At 33.4% G+C, this 22,593-nt stretch carries 13 protein-coding genes and 1 pseudogene; all 14 read right to left on the bottom strand.

What is annotated here, in order from left to right; translation table 11 throughout:
• Window positions 1-43: 43 nt before the first annotated feature.
• A complete protein-coding gene (locus tag IBJ83_RS02070) occupies window positions 44-8,392 on the bottom strand; it encodes a helicase-related protein (RefSeq protein WP_231698838.1) in 8,349 nt (2,782 codons plus the stop codon).
• A gap of 9 nt (window positions 8,393-8,401) precedes the next feature.
• Entirely contained in the window at window positions 8,402-9,349 is a 948-nt protein-coding gene (locus tag IBJ83_RS02075; protein ID WP_198429532.1) for a DNA cytosine methyltransferase, read from the bottom strand.
• A gap of 66 nt (window positions 9,350-9,415) precedes the next feature.
• Entirely contained in the window at window positions 9,416-11,122 is a 1,707-nt protein-coding gene (locus tag IBJ83_RS02080; protein ID WP_003033547.1) for a DNA topoisomerase 3, read from the bottom strand.
• 93 nt (window positions 11,123-11,215) lie between these two features.
• Window positions 11,216-13,432, bottom strand: coding sequence for a CD1107 family mobile element protein (locus IBJ83_RS02085; protein ID WP_201275144.1), 2,217 nt, complete (start codon window positions 13,430-13,432; stop codon window positions 11,216-11,218).
• The gene (locus IBJ83_RS02090) at window positions 13,413-13,649 is read right to left on the bottom strand and encodes a hypothetical protein (RefSeq protein WP_001224413.1); all 237 of its coding nucleotides are present in this window, start codon (window positions 13,647-13,649) and stop codon (window positions 13,413-13,415) included. The genes IBJ83_RS02085 and IBJ83_RS02090 overlap by 20 nt, the downstream gene beginning before the upstream one ends.
• Before the next feature lie 12 nt (window positions 13,650-13,661).
• Window positions 13,662-15,956, bottom strand: a complete 2,295-nt coding sequence (locus IBJ83_RS02095; protein ID WP_150417410.1) for a CHAP domain-containing protein — start codon at window positions 15,954-15,956, stop codon at window positions 13,662-13,664.
• A gap of 6 nt (window positions 15,957-15,962) precedes the next feature.
• The gene (locus IBJ83_RS02100) at window positions 15,963-18,395 is read right to left on the bottom strand and encodes a VirB4-like conjugal transfer ATPase, CD1110 family (RefSeq protein ID WP_201275145.1); all 2,433 of its coding nucleotides are present in this window, start codon (window positions 18,393-18,395) and stop codon (window positions 15,963-15,965) included.
• Window positions 18,298-18,696: a PrgI family protein gene (locus IBJ83_RS02105; RefSeq protein ID WP_000542589.1), complete on the bottom strand. Its 399-nt coding sequence runs from the start codon at window positions 18,694-18,696 to the stop codon at window positions 18,298-18,300. Before IBJ83_RS02105 ends, IBJ83_RS02100 begins: the two co-directional genes overlap by 98 nt.
• Window positions 18,697-18,699: 3 nt before the next feature.
• A complete protein-coding gene (locus IBJ83_RS02110; protein WP_002843674.1) occupies window positions 18,700-18,966 on the bottom strand; it encodes a hypothetical protein in 267 nt (88 codons plus the stop codon).
• Between the two features lie 12 nt (window positions 18,967-18,978).
• The gene (locus IBJ83_RS02115) at window positions 18,979-19,842 is read right to left on the bottom strand and encodes a VirB6/TrbL-like conjugal transfer protein, CD1112 family (protein WP_025271993.1); all 864 of its coding nucleotides are present in this window, start codon (window positions 19,840-19,842) and stop codon (window positions 18,979-18,981) included.
• A 12-nt stretch (window positions 19,843-19,854) separates the two neighbouring features.
• A complete protein-coding gene (locus IBJ83_RS02120) occupies window positions 19,855-20,070 on the bottom strand; it encodes a Maff2 family mobile element protein (RefSeq protein ID WP_000345446.1) in 216 nt (71 codons plus the stop codon).
• A 3-nt stretch (window positions 20,071-20,073) separates the two neighbouring features.
• Window positions 20,074-20,385, bottom strand: a complete 312-nt coding sequence (locus IBJ83_RS02125; protein WP_201275146.1) for a single-stranded DNA-binding protein — start codon at window positions 20,383-20,385, stop codon at window positions 20,074-20,076.
• A 295-nt stretch (window positions 20,386-20,680) separates the two neighbouring features.
• On the bottom strand, window positions 20,681-21,253 hold the full coding sequence (locus IBJ83_RS02130) for a superinfection exclusion B family protein (protein ID WP_001008309.1): 573 nt from the start codon (window positions 21,251-21,253) through the stop codon (window positions 20,681-20,683).
• A gap of 80 nt (window positions 21,254-21,333) precedes the next feature.
• Window positions 21,334-22,593 (bottom strand): annotated as a pseudogene (locus IBJ83_RS02135) (VirD4-like conjugal transfer protein, CD1115 family); the annotation flags it as partial.

Consider the following 22,593-nt stretch of genomic DNA (forward strand, 5'->3'; position numbering starts at 1 on the left):
CCATAGTTTCTACAAAAGTAAAAAGGAGCTTGTAATAAGCCCCTTAACGTTCATCATGCTCTTTTGATTTATTTTCTCGTGTTTCTGCTTGTTTTTCTTGTGACTGATATGACTTAATTTGCCCTAAGATAGACGGCTTTTCAGATACATTTTCTTTACTTTCTGCCCTTGTGTGAATATTATCCTCTACATCATAAGTAGTTTCAAAATAGTCACTATCTCTAAAGTCATTATCGTATCTATCTGGCACACCATCATTGTCCAAATCTTTTGCAAGCGGATCATAGATATTACCATTGTCATCTCTTTCAAGACCTAATGCTTTTTTAAGGTCATTATCATCAATAGATACAAACTCTCCAAAGTCTCCATATTCCATTTCTTGTTTTAGAAATTCCAATGCCTTTTCTTCACTTCCAAGGTCTTTGAGATAATCAATCTTTGTAACTGGTTCTCCATTGATATATTGAGTAGCTGTAAAGTCTTCTAAGCTAATTTCATATTGAATTTCATGCTTTTCATCTGGTGTAGTAGTATATGCAATTCCAATATGAGCAAGGTCAGGAAAGAGATTATTAAAATTTTCATAGGTATAACTATCATCTTCATATTCCCTTTTGCAAAAATCTACAATAGCCCTTTTTACATCTTCAAGTAATGGATTAGGATTTTCTTTTTCTTCTACTTCTCCCATATCAAGTAGCTTGTTTAATTCTGCAAGTCTTAATACTTTTGTCTTTAGCTCATCTGCTTTTTCAAAAGGCTTTGTTAATTCTTCTTTTGCATTTTCCAGTTGTTCCTTTGTGCTAATGAGTTTTTCTTCAAGACGATTTAACCTTTCTGGCATTTTATCAATAGCATTATCAAGTCTTGTGATATTACCATCTGCACTTGTACCTAGTTCTCCTGAATGGTTTGTAGCCCCTTTTAAAGTGAAATTATGCTCATTTGTAAAGAAGTTATAACTTACCTCTAAGTCCATATTTCGGTACTGTCCTATAACCTTACTTTCATTAATTTTTACACCTTTAATCGCTTCTAAGAGCTTTTCTCCAGCTATCTTTTTATCTTGAATTATCTCGCCATTAATCGTGATAGAGGTGAATTTATTTTCACCACTTCCTTGTGGCTGGGCATTTTCTATATCCTTTTTCACTGCTTCAATTAGATTTTCAGTCCTTGCTATTTCTTCAGGATATGTCTTTGCAACCTTATCCTCTAATCTATATCGATTGGACTTATAGTTTGCTTCAAGCATTTTAAGTTTCGTGACTTCATTATCCAAATCCATCTTTTCTTTTATCTTTGGATCACCAGTAGCAAGTGCCTTAATCTCAGCATAGTTAAGGGAGCTTTCGTCCACATCTTCCGCCACACGAACAGGTGTCTTTGAAGTCATAATCTGTGAAATAAATTTTTGCTTATTCTCTATTGTCTGCCAAAGGTACGAATCAAGTGTATTCTCCGTAACATAACGATAGATACTAACTTCCTTGTTTTCATTACCTTGACGAACAATTCTACCACTTCTCTGTTCAAGGTCAGCAGGTCTCCATGGTACGTCTAAATCATGCATTGCAATTAGTTTATTTTGCACATTTGTACCAGCACCCATCTTCTGCGTTGAACCCATTAAGATACGAACTTCGCCTTTTCTTACCTTTGCAAAGAGTTCATCTTTTTGCTTATCGGTATTGGCTTCATGGATAAAAGCAATTTCTTCCTTTGGTATTCCTAAATCTACAAGTTTACCTCTAACGTCATCATAGATATTAAAACTACCATCACCTTTTGGTGTAGACATATCTGAAAATAGAAGTTGTGTTGATTTTTCTTCTTTTGTCTTATCCCAAATAGAAAATACATTTTTAACACATACATTCACCTTTGAGTTTTCATCATCTGGAAGTAATGGATTGATTAAACGCTGATCTAATGCAAGTTTCTTACCATCATTAGTAATCTTAAGCATATTATCTTCTTCAGGCTCTACAGACTTATTACGCACCTTATCAGCCCTTTCAGACAAGCTCTTTAGTATTTCTTTTTGCTCTTCACTTGGTTCAGTTTTAATGACTTTAAAATGAGCTTCTGGAACAGGAAGATTGAGCATATCTGCAGTTTGAATATCCGCTACTTCCTTAAACATACTCATAAGCTCAGGTAGGTTATAGAATTTTGAAAATCTTGTTTTTACTCTGTAGCCTGTCCCCTCAGGAGATAATTCAAAAGCAGATTGTGTTTCTCCAAAAGTTGAAGCCCAGGAATCAAAATGCTCTAGTCCATTCTTTTTCAAAGTGTCGTACTGTAAATATCTTTGCATAGTATAAAGCTCTGTCATTGAGTTTGATACTGGAGTGCCTGTCGCAAAGACAATTCCTTTTCCACCAGTCATTTCATCCATGTATCGGCATTTCATAAACATATCTGAGGACTTAAAAGCTTCAGATTGTCCGATACCTGCAACATTTCTCATTTTTGTATAAAGATATAGGTTCTTATAGTTATGTGCCTCATCAACGATCAGCTTATCTACTCCTAGCTCTTCAAAAGTAATAACATCATCTTTCTTAAAATCATCGTTTAATTTTTCAAGTCTTGCTTCTAATTTTTTTCTCGTCTTTTGAAGTTCCTTTACTGTAAAGTTTTGATTTCTGTCATGCTTATACTCTTCTACATAATTGATAATCTCATCGATTTGGTCTTGAATGTGCTTTTGTTGATATTCCTTAGACATTGGAATTTTTTCAAACTGACTATGACCAATAATGACAGCATCGTATTCGCCTGTGGCAATCTTTCCAATAAATCTCTTTCTGTTTTTCGGTTCAAAGTCTTTTTTATCAGCAACCATAATATTTGCTGACGGATATAGCTGCATAAACTCTCTACCAATTTGTCCTGTTAAGTGATTAGGAACTACAAATAAGGACTTAGTACACATTCCAAGTTTTTTTGCTTCCATAGAGCTTGCTACCATTTCAAAGGTTTTGCCGGCTCCTACTACATGGGCAAGTAAGCTGTTGCCACCATATAAAATTCTTGCAATAGCATTTTTTTGATGATTACGAAGTGTAATATCTGTACTCATTCCATCAAAGCTTAAGTTAGAACCGTCATACTCACGATTACGAATAGAATTAAATCTCTCGTTATATACTTTAACAAGTCTTGTTCTTCTATCTACATCGTTAAATATCCAGTTCTTAAACTCTTCCTTGATAAGCTCTTGTTTCTGTCCTGCAAGCATGGTTTCTTTTTTATTTAGTACCGAAGTCTTTGAACCATCTGGATTTACTAATTGGTCAAAGACTTTTGTTTCTTTTAGGTTTAGAGCATCTTCAACCAGCTTGTAGGCACTCACTCTACTTGTTCCATAGGTCATTTCAGCAAGGTCATTTCCTCTATCTTTGCTCTTTCCCTCAACATTCCATTCACTGGTTAAATGTGAAAATTTAACTTTAATATCCCATCTTGCATATCCTGGGGTCTTTAATGTTTCAAATATGAATCTTTCAATATCCTTAGGTGGAATCCATGTTGCACCAAGCCTTACATTGATTTCACTTGCTTCAAGTTCCTTTGGCATTACTCTTTGAAGTTCTGCTTTTTGATATTCCAGTCTGCTTAGTTCATTTACAAGTGTTTCCCTTTCGTTTTCACTTTCTTCTGGAAGCATTCGTTCTGCTTGTCGCAACCTATTGATATAACTATCTACAATTTCAATCTTTTCTCTAATGTTGCCACTTAAGTATTCATCTTTCGTTACATAGGTATACTTAAAGGAGTTAGTCTCTTCGCTACAAGCAAATGGTAAATCACCATCTTCCAAGTCAAAAGAAAGCTTCTGATTAAAACTAACATTCTCTTCCCTAATGTTTAAAAAGATTTCTCCTCTAAGTTCTTCTATAAGAGTGTTTCTATCCTTATCCGTAAGATTTGTCATGTAATCAAAATCTACATAACCTTTTTGTGAAATAGATAGTACCAATGCTTCAAGTGAATTATCTACATGGTCAATAACTTTCGCTTTTGTGATAGTTCGTTTAGAAAAAATATCGCCTTTTGCCTTGAAGTTTTCTTCTTCATCAAGTATCTCGATAGAAGATACCAGTGGGAAGTTACTATCCTCTCTTAAAGCTCTGGTGTTACTTAAATTATTAACAAAACCATGTTTCTTAGAAAAGTTATCATAAACAGCGTTTAATTTATCCTGAGATTCTTTGATTTCAGCTTCACTAAAGTCTTCTTTTTGCTTGTATATCACATCCTTTAGTGCGTCATTTAATTCGAGATAATTCTTAATCTTTTCCTTGTTTTTGTCTGATACTTCTCTCTTAATGAAAAGTGAATTTTCTCTGTAATATACCTCATCATCAATCAAGGTATAAGAGAAGTTTTTTACATCATCGGTTGCGGGTATTGAGGTTACTTCATCATCTAGTAGCTCTATCTCTTCATACTTCGCATCTTTTGATATTCTCTCACCTGCTATTTCAATACGGTCTTTAAGAGACTCCATATTATTCTCTTGTCCTAAAAAGGCTATCGGCTCACAAGTTAAAGTCTTTCCAAATCTACCACTAACTTCACGCATAGAACCTAATACTTGTTCAGGATGGTCTACAAAGTATTTATTGTAAGTTAAGCCATTTTCATCTTCTGCTAAATGAACCCAGTCATCGTCACGCTCAAGTACACTATCTCTTTTCTTCAGGAAAATAATATCGCTTGTCACCTCAGTTCCGGCAACACCCTTAAAAGTATCGTTTGGAAGTCTTATTGCACCTAAAAACTCTGCTCTTGCATTTATATATTTACGGATACTTTCGTCTTTCTTGTCCATTGTTCCAGATGATGTGATGAAGGCTATAACACCACCATTTCTCACCTTATCAATGGATTTAGCAAAGAAATAATCGTGAATAAGAAAGTTATTACGATTGTAGTCTCTGTCATTTACCTTAAATTCTCCGAAAGGTACATTTCCGATTGCTACATCAAAGAAATTATTTGAAAAACTGGTCTCTTCAAAGCCTTTCACTTGCACATCACTTTCAGGATAAAGAAGTTTTGCAATTCTACCACTAACAGAATCAAGCTCAACTCCATAAAACTTTGACTTGCTCATTTCATCTGGAAGATTACCGATAAAATTACCTACGCCCATCGATGGTTCTAAGATATTTCCATTCTTAAATCCCATTTCTGAAAGCGTACTATATACTCCGTCTATTACAACTTTCGGTGTATAAAAGGCTGTTAAGGTAGATTCTCTTGCAGTTTCATATTCAAAAGGTGTTAGATTTTCTTTTAAGAAAGCTCTTGCTTCTTTCCACTGTCCTTCTTTACTTTCATCAAAGACATCAGCAAGTCCACCCCAACCTACATATTTTGCTAAAACTTCCTGAGCTGTAATATCAAGCTCTCGTTCTCCGCTCTCCACTCTGTTAAGCATAGAGATTGCTTCAAGATTATTGTTTAACCTTTCACTTGGAGCAAGTTTATCAGGGAGAATATCTTCTTTAATTCTAAAGTTTGATACTTTCTCTTGTTTCTTTTCCTCAAGTCCAAAAAGTCTTTCTAAATCACTTTCTAATCTATACGGAATAACTTCTGAACCCGTAATCATTCCTCCAAGATACTCAACATTATCTTTTATTGTAACAGTCTTAAGACCAGCACCCATCTCGTCAAAGCGAGTTATAGTGTAGTCTTTATCTTTATAGTGAACTTCGTCTCCAACAAGTAGCTTAGGTCTATCAAAGCTAATCTTTTCTAATAACTCTTTATCATCTGCAAAACTTACTATAGGCATCATATGATTACCATTTCTTAGAGGAGCAAGTCTTAAATCATTCTTTTTTAGAATCTCATTAAAGCTCACTTCATCATCAATCTTATATGCCTCATGATCCATGTAGACCGTTTTCCCAACAGACAAGTCTAATGATTTTTCTTTATCTTCTTCTGAGTTAAGGTAATCAAAAAGTGTCTCTTGTTTTGCTTCAACTTGACTGACTTCTACAACATAATCAGCAATCTTATATGATTCATATTTTCCACTATCAATCAAAGTATCAACCTTTGTGCTTTCCTTAAAATCTACTCCTCGATTAAGTGAATATTCCAATCCATCAACTTCTACTTTTCTTCCAGTCTCTTCAAGGCTGATGGCAAAGCTGTCTTTTTTACTTGCAATGATAAATTCGTTACCCACCTTAATTGCCACTTTTTCATTTTGATTGTTATATGAATATTCTTTAAGGCTATCAACAAACTCGCTCATCGTAACAAAGTCGATATTGTCCTTAAATTCTTCAATTTGACTTATGCTTACTTCATCATTTATTAGATAACCTTTTAGTACATTGAATTTTGCAAGTTCAATATCTAGGTCTTTTAGATACTTTATCTTTTCTGATGTAACACCGTTTGTATCTTTGTTCCAGTCATCAATCAGCCATTTTAACTGTTCCATCTTCCAAACAGGAAGCTTTGGATTTGCAATTTCTGTAATCTCATTTCCATAAAAGTCATATTCTTTAATGGCACTCATAATCTCTTCTAACTGTTCAGAATTAAAATCGCTTAGCTTAATATTTGTGCCTTGAAGTGCTTCTTCTAATTTGCTTGTGGTAAGTCTACTGATTGCAATATCTCTTGATACCTCGTACTCTTCCATTATAGCTCCGACTTCTTCGGCAAAATTATGACTTAATTTTTCTTCAAATCCCTCTATAACTTCGTTGTTAATTTCTTTATGAATTACATCATCTTCAAAGCTAAGTTCACCATTAAAAACCATCTGAAGCTCTTGTTCATCCATCTGTTTTTTAAGTTCTGTGTATTTAAGTTCTCTAAAAGTTTTTGGAAAATCCTCTAAAATTAGTCTTTGAGCATTTAGTTCTTTAAGCTCATTGATATTAAAATATCCCCATTCAGGCTCTATTCCTAAAACAAGCCCAAAGGCATCGCCACTTTCTCTATCATACTCTGTCATATACCAAGTCCAGTTACTTCTAAATGGAATAATATATGCTGCATGAACTTCTTTTTCGGCAAGGTTTGTTTTTTTCTGTTCATAAAGTTCAGGAACACGCTCAAGCATTTCATCAGTCATTAGGTTATATGGATCTTCTTTAGAATAGAAAAAGGAAGCATTTTCTGCTCCCTCGTTCGTTTTTTCAATGCTATTTTCTAAGCTTCCACTATTTCCTTTATCACCATCTCTTTTAGGGCTGAAATCATCGCCTTGTACTCTGGATGATTCTCGTCCGTTATTTTCCAAGCTTCCATCATCTTCGGCTTCTCTTTTCTCATAAAGTCTATGGCTCTCTTTTGAACTTCCATTAGATGCATTAGTAATTTCTTCTCCTTGTAAAGGTCGATTAGTATCTGATAGTGTTTCTCCTCGCTCGTTTCTGTAAGAAAGTCCAGTCTCATCACTGCGTAAGTCGGATTTGGAAATTCCTCCATGAAGCTCTTCTCGTTTTCCAGATTGTTCAAGGTCTTCTCCTTGATTTTTGAAATTATCCCGTCCGTATTCTCCATTTCCAAGAATTCGGTTTCTTGTGTCATCATCTCTTTGGTCATTTGATCGAATAACATTTTTTATCCCTCCTAAACTATTTTTTTCGTTATCTATATTATAATCGGCACCTATACTCTTTGTCAGGTCTTGATTGACAGATAAACTTTTTGTTCTTACCATTGTAGCTTCAATAATATTACTACAAGCATTGGAAATACAGTTACCAACACTCATTAAAGAAATTCTATCTAAGTACTTGAAATTTTCTTGTAAGTTATCCATTGGAATAGGATAATCCAGGTTAAATCTATTTGAAATTGCAAAGCTAATAGAATTTCTCATAAAATTTACAAATGAGTTTCTATCTTCATCAGCAATCCTCAGATTATTCGCAAGCTCATATATGCTTTCATCCGCGTATATTCTGCTAAGGGAATATAGATTCTCCAATAGGCTTTCACTTGAGTCATATCCTTGTAGTTCAATCATATCCTTTAGTGCTTCTTCATGTTTTTCTCTATCAAACGCCCATAGTTTTACCTCATTTACGCCTCTATCCATAGATACTGTCTGACTAATATCAAAGATATATCCAACCTTTTGAAATGGATAGGTTTCACTTAGGATTGGAATACCCTTTTGTCCTCGCATAACGGTGCGATTAAATCTTTCCCTCCACATATCAAAGCTTGCACAAGCAGTTGCATTGGGATTTTTATCATAGATACTAAGTTGACTTAAAAAGTCGTATCTTTGGTTATTTCCAATGACTTTTAAGAGTTTCAGATACTCATTTTCACTATCTAAAACATCTCTTTTTACAAGCTCGATAATATTGTAAAAATCATTTGTTCTCATCTTTACCTCCTAGTTCTTCAAAATTTCTTTTAATATTGCTTCTAACACATTTACGACAATGCTATTTCCAGCTTGTTTATAAAGTATTGACGATAATTTACCTTTTCTTCCTGGATATATAGCTTTGAGTTTATTAAAGTCTTCATCATCAAAACCCATAAGTCTAAAGCATTCTCGCTCAGTTAAATATCTATATTTGCCATTACTTAAATCAATAATTCCTGAATTAGGAATACGCACTTGCTTGGTGGAAATTGTGTAGGCAAACTTATCTATCACTTTAAGTCTTCCTCTAAAATTATTATTCTTAGGCTCTCCTCTTATATATCGAAGCATTGACTCTTGCCTTACTTCATAAAGATTTGAAGCGTCTTTCTCAAGAAATTCAGATATATCCCTTGTTTGTGTTTTTTCGAGCTTGGCAAAATCAAAAGAATTATTCCCCAAGATGCTTACAACAAAGATACGCTCTCTTTTCTGTGGTATTCCAAACTCTATAGCATTTAGAATTTCATATTTGTTCTCATATCCAAGTCTCTCCATTTCTTTTAGGTAATGAAAAAAGGAAGCTCTCATATTCTTATCGAGAACTCCCTTTACATTTTCCCAAAGCACTATCTTTGGTCGTATTTTCATTTCTTCTATAATTCGTATAGTTTCAAAAAGAAGACTACTTCTTGTACCGCTACCTTTTGTGCCACCCTTCTTTAAGCCACTTCGACTAAAATCTTGACAAGGACTTCCATGCATTAGTAAATCTATTTTTTCATCTGGTGGATGAAAATACAAAATACTTTTCGGCTTAAAATTAGTATTGTATAAAGCATTGTAGCTTTTAACACAGTTTTTATCTATCTCTACATAATCAATTACTTGGTGAGGTATCTTTTGTCTGATGAAAGCCTTTCTAATTGCTCCGATACCACCAAATAGTTCTATAATTTTTATCGTTTCAATCTCAACCACCTCCAACAAAAAAAAGGAACAAGATTTCTCTCATTCCCTTTGGTTTATATTCAATTTCTATTTTTTGTGTGTGTTTATCGTATTTTTAATTTCTTCTTCAATGCTGTTTAAAAACTTTTCCTTATCTTCTTTACCACTTGCAATATCAGAAAGCTGCATTTCCCAATCAGCTGTTGTTTTAGCTGATTTAAAGGTGTCAGCTACAATCGTTACAAGACTAATTCCTTTATGCGTAGCGATTAAATTTTTCTTATCTCTTTCGATAAAACCTTTGAAAATCAAGTTTTCAATAATACCTGCACGAGTTGCTGGTGTACCAAGTCCTTTTCTTTCTACCTCAATGCCTTTTTCTAAGGCGTCATTACCCGCTACTTCCATAGCCTTTAAAAGTGTATCTTCCGTAAAATGTTTAGGTGGTGTTGTATATTTCTCTTTTATTTCTTTATTTTTTATTTCAAATACATCTCCAACCTTTATATCCGGGAGTAGTATATCTTCCGTTTTCTTCGTTTTATATTCTTTTAGATACTTAGTGAATCCCTCATCAATTATCACTTTGCCACTACTTGTAAATTCAAATCCATCAAACTCAGCAACAATTTTTGTAGTATTTTCTACTAATGGGTATCCAACACTTGCGTGAAGTTTATTTGTTATAAGTCTATATACTTTTGCTTCACTTGCTGGAAGAGTTGAAATATCTTCTTTTAATGAGCTGATTGTTGGTATAATCGCATGGTGATCCGTAACTTTTTTGGAGTTAAACACTATCTTAATTCTTTCAGTATCAAAGTCATTCTTGCCTAAGATATTATTAATGACGCTTGTAATCATATCTTCAGTCAGGCATCTGCTATCCGTTCTTGGATAAGTGATAAACTTCTTTTCATATAGGCTCTGTGCATAATCAAGTGTTTGCTTAGCACTATATCCAAAATATTTGTTGCACTCTCTTTGGAGCGTTGTAAGGTCAAATGGCAAATCAGGCTTTGTTATCTTTTCTTTTTGAATAACATCGGTAATTTCTATCTTATCGCCTACTAAGTTTAAGAGCTGCTCTGCTGTTATTTCATCATCAATTCTATCTGTTGAAAGTGTAAAGTCATTAAGACTTAACTCTACTGTAAAATATTTTTCTTTTTTGAAATTGGTTATTTCCTCATCTCTATTTACAATCATTGAGAGGGTAGGTGTCTGCACTCTTCCTACACTGTAATTTTGCTTATATAGGCACGAATAAAATCTACTGATATTCATTCCAACAAGCCAATCTGCAATCGCTCTTGCCTGTGCAGACTCAAAGAGATTATCGTAGAACTTTCCCTCTTTTAGATTATCAAAACCATCTTTTATGGCACTATCCTCCATCGATGAAATCCAAAGGCGTTCCATCTTCTTTTTACAATTTGCTTGATTGTAAACAAGTCTAAAAATACTTTCCCCCTCACGACCTGCATCACAAGCATTTACTACATTCTCTACTTCTTTATCATTCAATAGTTTCTTCAAGATACTAAATTGTTTCTTAGTGGATTTTGAAACCTCATACTTATATTCACTCGGAATAATCGGTAAATCTTCCATATTCCACTTAGCATACTTTTCATCGTAGCTATCGGGATTTGCCATCTGAATTAGGTGTCCAATGCACCAACTTACCTTATAGCCATTTCCCTCATAGTATCCATCTTTTTTATTTGTTGCTCCTATTACTTTTGATATGGATAGGGCAACACTTGGTTTTTCTGCAATTACAAGTTTCATATATTTTTATCCTCCCTGTAAAAAATAGGGCGAAAGATTTTACTCTCTCGCCCTATATCTTGCACCCAAAATTGTATAGTTTTAGGTGCAAATTTACTCTAACTCATCATCTTCTTTATCTTCTGTTTCAACTTCATCTACTTCATTTTCACTTTCCTCGGCTTCTGAAAAGAAACTATCGTCATCTTCTTCTAATGCTTCAAGTTCTTCATTCTCTTTCTTTTTAACAACCTTAAAGTAATAACCTGCACCTAATGCTCCACCTACTGCAAGAAGTAAGATAATGTAAGTTCCCATACTACTTTTTTCTTCTTTCTTAACCGGCTTTACTTCTTCTTTCTTTGGCTCTTCTTTTGTAATTTCCTGTTTTGGAGCTTCTTTCTTTTCAACCATATTAAGTAGATCATCTTCTGAAACTTCTGTTAAAAGCATTACATTCTCGCTATCTTCATCATGGTTAATGATTAGATGAAAAGTCTTTCCATTTTTAGTTGTAAAAGTTACAAACTGTCTTGCGTCTGCTGAATACATATCCGTAGACTTATTATCTTTACCATCGTTGTGGTGAATTGGATAATCTTTGTTTGCATTATCCTTATTCTCTGTAACAGATCCTCTTGCCTTTGACGGTGCTGACGCTACTCCTTTATTTGTATTTACAGGCTTGCTTGTTCCATCCATAGAAGACGTATCTCCATTACTTGAAGTCTGTTTAGGTGTTAGCTTATTCGGATAGCGAATTTCTTGCTTTTCTTCTTTTTTACCAGTGTTTTCAGATGTAGTGTTTCCCTTTTTTGTCGCAGAATTTGAAGCAATTTGTTTTTCGCTACCTGTTTGTGTTCCTTTTCCGCTTGTAAAAGGAATTGGACTAGATGTAACTGTCTTTGATGGAGCTTTTCCTGTACTTGATGATGTATTTTTTAGAGTATAAATTTTACTTTCTAAGCCTTTAATTCTATCTTCAAGCTTTGAAATATCCTTATCCGATATACCTTTTATCTTTTCATTTTTTCTATTTTCAAACTTTTCTTCTAAGGATTTGATTTTATCATTAAGCTTATTGATTTCTTCTTTCTTATCATTAGAAATGTCCGCTTTATCTTTTAGCTCCTTGTTTAGTTTATCCATTTCTTTTTCATAGACTTTTAGGTCTTTTTCTAACTTTTCAATGTCTTTTCCTGTTAAAACAGTTTGCACAGAAACATCTTTTTTCTTCTTTTCCTCAGTTTGAGTAGCACTATCCTTTATATCTTTCTCGGTTTGAGTATTTTCATCTTTCTTTAGATAAGATACCTTTCTTATAATTTCATCATCTTTTCCCTTTACCTTATATGTGGCAAAATCATCAAGAAATTTCATATTATCAGGTAACATATCAAGTTCTGAAGCATCAAGAACATAGCCTACATCAAAAGTTTTAGTAAATTCTTTATATACCTTTCCATCTTCGAAAAAGTATTTTACCTTAACTTCTGCTTTAGTTTGTGTTGCTGAATCTTTTTTACTTTTATCATCTGTTTGTACTGAACTATCCTTTTTTTCAGTTTTATCAGTTTGCGTATCAACACTTGCCACTCTTGTAATTAAGTCATCTACATTAAAAGTTATATATGGAAGACCTGTATGGTATCTATTCCAAGTTTCAATGATGAGCTTATCCTTCTCAATCTTTATTTCTTTAAGATTGTTGATATTAGGATTGGCTTCCTTAACTTTATTTATAATTTCTTTTTTGGACTCTTCTTTTATTTCTCCATCATAATCAATCTTAGTTTTTACAATATCTCGATTCAGCTTATATACAGGTGTATCTAAGATATGGTAAATCTTATTATCGCTATATGTTCTAATATGCTCCTCAATAGAACCAACATAGTAGTCTTGATTGTTTTCTGTAAAATCTAAGAATATGCCGCTGCCAATATTTACACCTGTAGCTTTATAATAATTAAATTCTTTTTTGCTTGTAAATCTTGTATGTCCCATTCTTTCGGTATCAAAATCAGCTTCTGTAAACATTTCATCATATCTATCAAATGATGTTAAATTACCCTCAAGTTTAAATTCCTTTAAAATATTTATCTTAAATTTCAGCTTATCCTCATAATATGACTTACTTATATTCTGATCACTTGTATTGTCAATCATATTCACAATAAATTTTGTTTTATACTGCCCATGATTATTATCGGCTCCCATAGCATATACAATATTTGATTTGTTTAGGTACACTGTTGCCACTAAGCCTACTAACACCAGTAAAGCAAGTATACTTGCTAAAATCTTTTTGTTACTCAACAATTTTTTCATCATTAAACTCCTTTTCTTGTTTTTGTTTTTTCTCTTCTTTTACTTTTCTCATTAAGTCCTCAAGCGTGATGTTGTTTTCTCTACAAATCACGATGATTTCTTCGTTTTCAAGTTCTTCTTCTCGAATAAATAAAGGCTCTAATTCTTTATCAATCAGAGCCTTTTTATCAAGAAGTTTTTTTATTTTATTTTTCGTTAGTTTTAATTCTTTTCTCACATTCTGCCCTCCTTATCTGTTTACATTTGGTGGAAAGCCAAAGCCTACTGGATGATGTTTACAGAATGTTGCTATCCAATCATCTAAGGTTGTTACCCTAACTACTCCGATATTATCCATTACCTTACCATCACCAATATAAATTCCGACATGACCATAAGTAAGTCCGGCTTGACCACCACTGCTACTACTTTCAACTGCTACAAGCATTCCTACTTTTAACTTTGATCTATCAGAAGTAAATGTATGGTTTCGATACATATCATTAGCATTTCCTCCGATATATCCAAGACCTGCATTTTGATAAACTTGTGAAACCCACATGGCACACCAACCTGCTCCAGGTGATGGAGTAATATATGCTGCATTTACAATTTTCTTTTGAACATCAGACGATGCTTCATATTCTTTTCCTCCACCAACACCACCATTTGCTGTAATCAAATCGGTATTTCCAAATATCTCACCCATATTACCTTGAGCAAGAAATAGAGCTTCATAGTGTTTTAAATTATCTGGATAATCTCTAAAAACTTCTCTAATGACGCTATCCATTTCCCTTTTATTTAGGGTAACAATGAGCTTTCTATACTCGTAAGGCTCTTCGTGACTTTCTGTATATTCGTTTCCATCCTCATCAGTATAGGTTTCTGTTACAGTCCTGTATCTTGTTTCAACTTTTTCTTCATAATCAACCTGATACATGGAATCAAAGAGTTCATCTAAAATACCGCTAACTTCTGAAAGTTTTTTTACATCACCACATCTTGATGTGATATAGGCTAAAAGTTCGTGGACATTATGACCAATATCTCCATTTTTATTTATGATGTACTCATCATATCCGGGATAGTTTTCTTCTACATTCTCAAGCTCTTTATACAGTTCATCTTCTTTTTTTGAAAAACTTTGGTTAATTTCTTTTAGTATATTTGGAGCAGATAGGTATGAAGTTGTAAGAATACCACTTGTAAAATTAGAAAGCCCGCCCATTGAAATACTTGCAAAATCAAGGATAAATGTTCCAAAAACAATAATAGCAACTATTAAAATAGCTGCTACTTTCGTTTTTCTTATGATAAAGTCCTTAGATACCTTTAAGGTATTTACAAAGGCTTCTTTTACTCTATCCCTTATCCTCGTCTTATTTTGCTTATAGATAACCGACTTCATCTGTTTCTTCTTTTGAAACTTCTTATAAGCATTTGCTTTTTTATATTGGTCGGTCTTCTTAATCTCGTCCATGCTCTTTCTAAACTCAAGCTTGGATTTTCTACTTTGGATTTTCCTATCGCTCTTTTCTAAATCATATAGCTTCTTACTTTTTCTCTTGTCCGAATAATTCTTTACACCATGAATAAGTTTAGAGGAACTTCCTAAGCCTTTTTCAGCAGCTTCAACCGATGCATTTTCATCACTACCAGATGATAGATAAGCACTTGTAACCTCACCAAGTTTTGCAGCTCCAATCACACTTCCACCGACTATGGTTTCTTTGTTATACCTTTTATAAAGCTGATTTTTCTTTTCCCTATCTTTGATGGCTTCTTTACCAGTTTTAGAAGCTTTAGTATTATCTTCTTTTTTCTTATCTGTCCCTTTTCTTGTAAAGAGCTTATCAGAATAGTTCTTTCTTTTAAGTGACGTTTTCTGCTTTTCATAAAGTTTGGATTTTTTATTACCTAAAGGCTCATAGGATACATCGCTATCTCTAAAATCATTATCGTATCTATCAATGACACCATCACCATCTTGGTCTTTTGCCAAAGGATCATAGATACGATTTTCTTTAACCTCTGTTTGATAATCTGACTTAGCTACTTCCGTTTCAGCAAAATCACTCACAAGTTTTTTAGAATGTTTTCGCTGATTAACATTTACGCTCTGACTATTCAAACCATTATTAGTATTACCTACTTCTCTATTCCTATGAGTTTCTTTAGAAGCAGTATTTTCAAAAACTCTATAAGCATCTGAATTAACTTCTATCCTTTGGTTTTTCTCTGCAGACTCTACAATAGGCTTCATTCCACTATCAGTTTCAAAACTGTTACTTTGAAAATTTCTTTTTATAGCATTTTTGCTCTTGTTACTTGTGTCTATTTCACTAGTAATATCTGTTCTTTTACTTATCTTCTCGTGAAGCTTATCTTGAAACCTATTTTCTTCTTTAACAACCTTATCCCTGTAATCATCTCCAGTTTTTCTTTTGTAATCTAGGACATCATCTGTTTCAGCCTTTGTGATGATTTTTTCTTCTCTTGCCCTTAACTTTTCATTCAAATCTCGCTTTCTTTTTTTACTCATAAGACGCTACCTCACTTCTTCAGGTTTTGTAGTCATCTTTTGATATAGGATTGTGTCTTTAGGGAAATTATCTACAAATGGAACAATGGTATTCCCAAAGAAAATCAGACCTTCACCAGCTCTCGAATTAGTAACGAATTTTTCCTGATCCTTTGAGATTTTAAGCTTTACAACAAGCCAATCTCTATCACCTGTTGCTTGATTAAGCATTAGAATAAAATCCGTATTGTCGAAAATATTTTCAATTTCTTTACTTGCAAGTAGATCTTTGACATTTTGTGTAATTCCTGTTGGAATACCTCCCCATTTTCTAAATCTCTTCCAGATTTCCACCGAATACTGTGAAGTCTGTTCATCCTTTAAAAGCAAGTGAAACTCGTCAATGTAATACCTTGTACTTTTGCCGGTATTTCTATTTTGAGAAACCTTATTCCAAACCTGGTCTTGAATAACAAGCATACCTATCTTCTTAAGCTGCGTTCCAAGTTCTTTAATATCAAAGCAAATAAGCTGTTTATTTAAATCTACATTTGACTGATGATTGAAGACATTAAGACTTCCTGAAACATAGATTTCCATTTCTGTTGCAAGTTTCTTTCCCACCTTTTCTTCTTGCCCTCTTAACATATTGTAAAGGTCTTGAAGTATAGGCATATTCTCTGGAATTGGATTTTCAAAATACTTTTCATAAATTCTAGGTAAACACCTATCTATAACAGACTTTTCTTCTGCTGTAAGTCCACTACCACCAACCACAAGTTCAAGCATAGACATAATAAAGTTTGCTTTATCCTTAAGTGGTGCATCACCATCTCCATAGTTCATATTTATATCTAGTGGATTGAGATAGTCTTTACTCTTTGCACTAACTTTAATAACTTCTCCCTTGAACTGTTTAACAAGATTGCCATATTCACCCTCTGGATCACAGATAATGACATCATCATCGGTTGTAAGAATAGCATTTGCCATTTCTCTTTTAGCTGAAAAAGACTTACCTGAACCCGGTGTACCAAGGATTAGTCCATTTGGATTTTTTAGCATTTTTCTATCTGCCATAATGAGATTATGACTTAGGGCATTTAGTCCGTAGTACAAGCTGTTTGATGAGTTTATGAAAAGCTCTTCTGTTGTAAATGGTAAAAAGACTGCTGTTGATGATGAGGTTAACCCTCTATCTATTTCAATCTTATTTACTCCAAGAGGTAATACACTGATAAAACCTTGTTCTTGACTATGATCTAAGCGTTTAATCTTACAATTATGCTTACTTGCAATAGATGAAATTTGAGAAATAGTCGTATCAAGCTTTTGTACTGTCCTTGCAAAATTCATAAAGACAATCGTTACGATAAACATACGCTCATCTCTTGTCTGGAGATCTTTTAAAAGCATCTTGATATTATCTCCATAGGTAATTAAATCACTTGGTAAGATATCCATATCATAGCCACTTCTAACTGCCTTTTTATTTTCCTCAATTTTCATCTTATCAATATCTGTATTTTTTCTTTTCGCCATCTTGATAGCTTCTGTCTGCTCAACTGCCTTGATATGAAAAGAAATATTGATGTTATCATCTATATCTAAAAATTCTGCAAGCATTCTATCCGATAGCTCACTTGCAAGTATTTGAAGATGACTTACTGCTCCAATATATTTTCCAAACTTAAAATACTTACTCGGTACAAAATTAAAAGAATCTGGTGTAATCACCGTCTTTGTACTTTCTCTTGGTTTTAAGTCTTTATATGAAAAAGAAAAGAGCTTATCTGGATTTAAAATATCATGTAAGACTTTTAGTCTTTCTGTTCCAGTTAAGCCCTCAGCACGAACTCCCATGCTCTTTAGATTTGATAATATATCAATCTCAAGTCGCTCAAGCTTTGCAGTCGCTTGCTCCAAACTATCCGCTTCTACTCCAAAGGTGATATACTTTGATTTCTTTAAGCCATTATTTCCCTTTGCAAGCTGACTTTTTAGCATCTCACGAAACTCTAATCGAATATCGTCATAACCATCATTTTTATCCGGTATCTGAATAGCTGCTTTTAATTCGTTATTTCTTCCAAGCTGATTGATATATGAAAATTCAATATCTACACTTGGATCAAAAGAGTTTAAGACATTCGCAAATTGATTGAAAATCAAATCCTTATCTTCTTCTAAGGCAAGCTGATAGTTTATATCCTGAAATGCAATACACTTATTAAAGTGCTTTTCATCAAGCTGGCATATCCCGCTTTTTAGCATTCTCATATAAGGTATTGTGTCTTCAACAGTGTATCTCTTAGGCTCTTTCTTAAATATTAAGTCGATTAGAGAGGCTTTTTTCTTTTGCTTAGTCAGCTTTTCTTTTTTCTGGCTTCTTTTGTTTTCCTTTAATACCTTTTGATTTTTTTCTAATTGAATTTGCTGTATTTTTCTTTTCTTGTTCAAGGTAAACCTCCTTTCTCACTCGCTTCTGTGGTTGATAAAACTTGTGTAGATATATGTGCTTAAAATATTTCTCAAAGGTAAGTCCATCTTTTTCAAATAGTGTTACAAAGAAGATTGGAAGAGTTGATACAATTAAAAACAGTATCGCTATATCATTTGGCATAAACTTTCTCATAAATAAATAGACTGGTATACCAACCAGTCCAGCAAGTGTAAATCCAATTAATTGTCTTCTTGTAAGATTAAAGGCTACCTTTGTTTTTACCTTTTTTAAATCCTTGGGAATTGGTACATAGCCCATAGCTTACCTCCCATCTTCTTTTTCCTTTGAAAATACTTCAAAATGCTCATAGCATGAAGCAACTTCATTTCTCATATCTTCTAATTCCGATTCAATTAGTGCATTTTTCTGCTCTTGATAACAAAGAATAGATTTCACATCATCTCTTGTACTTTTTACTTCATCTTCTAAATTCTTTAATTTGTTCCTGTTAAAAATCGAGATAGCAAATGCTCCAATTCCTACTGCAATAATTGAAACAGGAAACAACTTTTTCTTTACTTCTATCATTAAAAATCCTCCTTAATGTGCGTTTAATACACTCTTTGCAAGCGTTCCACTCTTTAACATCATTAGACCAAGAAGTAACGCATAGCCTAATATCATAAAGGTACTTGCATGAATGTCCGTTATCTTTATCGTCTTTACTAAAACTGCGTAAATACCCAAGCATATAATCAAGAATAAGCCTTGAAGTCCAATAGCAAATAGACCTTTGATATAGTTTGTTCCAATTTGTCCCCACTCCTTATTTCCCATAGTGGCAAATGGAATTGCTGAAACCGAACAGTAAACATATATCTCAAACATTCTGCCATAGACAACTAGCATAATGACTACCGACATAACCTGTATTGCAACTTTAACAAGCGAGGTTTCAAAGAGTATCATGACCAGTTCTCCAAGTCCTTTGTCTTTTAATCCCTCAACCATCTGAACAATTTGATCACCTGAAACGGTGGCAGAAGTATTGATTACTCCTGCCGCCTGATTTACAAGATGTTGTGCAACATCAAAGACTGCCATTGAAAATGTAAAGGCATGAGATACTAACCACACCGCTATCCACATCTTTATCATGTATTTAAAAAACTCAAAGGTATCTGTATCGTGCATATTGTTCTTTTGCATAACCATATTTATCAGCTCAATACATAAAACTGCTGTAATGATTAAACCCGCAATTGGAATAATGACACTATCATTGATACTCTTAATAAAGTTAAATACCTCTGAGTTCCATCCCATTGGTGTCTTTCCTATATCGGTTGCAACTGATCCGACTTTATCATTAATGTCGATAAACATTGACTCAAGATTTGCTTGGATACCTCCGAGAAGAAGCTCTTTAAAAAATTCCTCTATCTTATCGAAAATACCAAACATAGGCTACTCTCCTTACTTCAATACATTTGAAAGTAATGGAATTAGTTTTAAGCCGATTAGAACGATGCCTCCTCCAGCCATTAACTGCTTAATACCCTGAGATTTTGCACCCGGATTATCATTTCCATAACCTTCCATAAGGTTGATAACACCCCATGCTCCAAGACCAGCACCTACTGCCATTACCAAAATCTTTAATACATTAACTGCTTGTACGAAAAAATCCATTATTTATTCCTCCTCGTTTTCTTCTTTCTTTTCAATTTTGTTCATAGACATAACTACAAAATTCTTATATGTCTTTCCATTTTTAGCTCGTTTATTGAAGTAGCCATATACATGAATAAAATCACCTTCTGAAAATTCCTTAGCCACGTCAGATTTATTGCCATAGGCTGCACAGTTGATATACTCTCTACCTTTTCCATATCCTTTCGAAAGAGCGAAATTTACAACTTGAACCTCTTCATCACCTCTTGTAAAAGTTCCAAAAGTAGGTTCTTTTAGCAGGTTGGCATTGATATTAATCATTTCTTTATCCATTTTTTCCTCCAATTAAAAAAGCTACTGGAAAATTAATTTCAATCGCCAAGTATTTGTATATTTAATTGTCTATTAGGTAGGGCTTCTTATCCTTATCATCTTTTCTCCTTTACTTTCTGTAACATATTTAGTGGAACTAGCATTTTGTCGTGTATATATTAGTGAGAGGCATTTGAAATACTAGTTAACAACTCTTGCGAGTTTTCCCTATTTATTGATCGCAATATAAATTGAAAATAGGGATTAAAAAAGACGATAGATTTTTTCTTTCTATCGTCGCTTTATTGCAATTATTTTAATATCTATTGGAGATCATTTTATTGTATTTGCTTTCCATTTTTTTATATGCTTTTGAAAATTCATTTACTAGCTCTTCGTCATTTTGCATAGCTTCTACTACCCAGGGATTTAACATAAATGGAAAAACTGCATTATTTAAATCAGAAACCATGTACTGATTTGTTGTTTCTGTTATCACCATATTTTGTTTAAGCCATCTTACAGCCCCATCGTGTATAGGTAATTCTTCAGTATGATTATCTTCTTTATATAAAACATAAACTATGGTCTTTTGATAATCATCTAATTTCAACAATCTTTCTTTTGCAGTATCCTTAAATTTTTTCCAAAAATGTTTATTACTAAAATACTTATATAGTGATACTACAATTGTTATTGTAACAATAGAAATAGAAATCAAAAAAATCAAACCTATTGTAAATCCATATTTATTTCTAAAATCAATCATATACATTTTTTGAATGAAACTATCTGGCAAAAATAAAACAAGTCCAGTAGCTATGCTAATAGCACACATAATTTTAGTAGGCAATTTAAAAAAATCCACAATCTTAAAATCAAAATTCACACATACATCTCCTCTATCTCTAATATGACTTTTATTATACCAAATATACCCATGCCACATAAAGCTATAACAGAAAAATATTACAATCTTGTAATTACTGTATTTCTATTAAGCTTAACTTTTCCTTTTCTCTTGATATAGTCTTCAATATCAAACACATTCTTTTTATCATAGTCCTCAAGGAGCTTGTAATTCTTGTGCTTTGTAATATCAAATTTATCTGACAAAAATGGTCTGACACCTCGAAGCTGAAAAATACACTTGCTACCATCCATAACTGTTATCTCGTCTTGGCTCATCAATTCTTTTCCTGTCTTTTGGTAATTCAGTCCATAGCTATTAGCATTAGATCTTGTTTCCGATGTGTTATACAGATCTATGGTTTCTTTACCCAGTGTTTCAGACAGTTCTTTAAGTGTTGTCTTTTCCTTTCCACCAAGAAATAAAGTGCTATCGCAGTTGCCTACAATCGTATCTGCATTATCCTTGTAGATTGCCTTTAGCTGAGATTGTGCTTGCAAGATAATACTCGCTGAAATCTCTCTACTTCGGATTGTTGCAATCAATTTCTCAAATTTTGGAATTAAGCCGATATTTGCAAACTCATCAAGCAAACACCTTACATGGACAGGTAATCTTCCTCCATATTCGTCATCTGCCTTATCACAAAGTAAGTTAAATAGCTGTGAGTACATAATAGACACCACAAAGTTAAAAGTATCATCTGTATCAGAGATAATAACAAAAAGTGCTGTCTTTCTATCTCCAAGAGTATCAAGCTCAAGCTCATCTTCTTTCATCAAGTCCCTAAGCTCTTGAATATCAAAAGGAGCAAGCCTTGCCCCACATGAAATAAGAATAGACTTTGCTGTTTTTCCTGCAGCAAGTTTGTATTTTTTATATTGCTTTACTGCAAAGTGCGTAGGCTCTTTCTTTTCCAATGCTTCAAATAGTCTATCAATAGGATTCATATATGTTTCATCATCTTCTCTAACTTCTGAAGCATCTATCATATCAAGTAATGTTGCAAAGTTCTTTTCCTCTCTTGGAGCTTCATAGAAAATATATCCGATAAGAGCCGTATAGTAGAGTTTTTCGGCTTTAATCCAAAAATCCTCACCTGATTTTTCGCCCTCTCCCTTAGTGTTTGCTATAATTGTTTGCACTAATTTGAGGATGTCTTTTTCACTTCTGAGATAGGCAAAGGGATTGTACTTCATGCTCTTTTTGAAGTTGATGGTATTTAAGATTTTTATCTCATAGCCATTATCTTCAAGCATCTTACCGCACTAAATCACTATCGTTCCTTTAGGATCGGTTACAAAATAGGACGAGTGCAT

The sequence above is a fragment of the Parvimonas parva genome, from assembly GCF_016552165.1.
GTDB classification, from domain to species: Bacteria; Bacillota; Clostridia; order Tissierellales; family Peptoniphilaceae; genus Parvimonas; species Parvimonas parva.

What these genes read in the sequence shown, in the direction of transcription:
- IBJ83_RS02105 (WP_000542589.1), bottom strand. Translation starts at nt 18,696, where the DNA reads ATGGGCTATGTACCAATTCCCAAGGATTTAAAAAAGGTAAAAACAAAG.
- IBJ83_RS02110 (WP_002843674.1), bottom strand. Translation starts at nt 18,966, where the DNA reads ATGATAGAAGTAAAGAAAAAGTTGTTTCCTGTTTCAATTATTGCAGTA.
- IBJ83_RS02120 (WP_000345446.1), bottom strand. Translation starts at nt 20,070, where the DNA reads ATGGATTTTTTCGTACAAGCAGTTAATGTATTAAAGATTTTGGTAATG.
- IBJ83_RS02080 (WP_003033547.1), bottom strand. Translation starts at nt 11,122, where the DNA reads ATGAAACTTGTAATTGCAGAAAAACCAAGTGTTGCCCTATCCATATCA.
- IBJ83_RS02085 (WP_201275144.1), bottom strand. Translation starts at nt 13,432, where the DNA reads ATGAAAAAATTGTTGAGTAACAAAAAGATTTTAGCAAGTATACTTGCT.
- IBJ83_RS02115 (WP_025271993.1), bottom strand. Translation starts at nt 19,842, where the DNA reads ATGTTTGGTATTTTCGATAAGATAGAGGAATTTTTTAAAGAGCTTCTT.
- IBJ83_RS02125 (WP_201275146.1), bottom strand. Translation starts at nt 20,385, where the DNA reads ATGGATAAAGAAATGATTAATATCAATGCCAACCTGCTAAAAGAACCT.
- IBJ83_RS02070 (WP_231698838.1), bottom strand. Translation starts at nt 8,392, where the DNA reads ATGAGAACAAATGATTTTTACAATATTATCGAGCTTGTAAAAAGAGAT.
- IBJ83_RS02095 (WP_150417410.1), bottom strand. Translation starts at nt 15,956, where the DNA reads ATGAGTAAAAAAAGAAAGCGAGATTTGAATGAAAAGTTAAGGGCAAGA.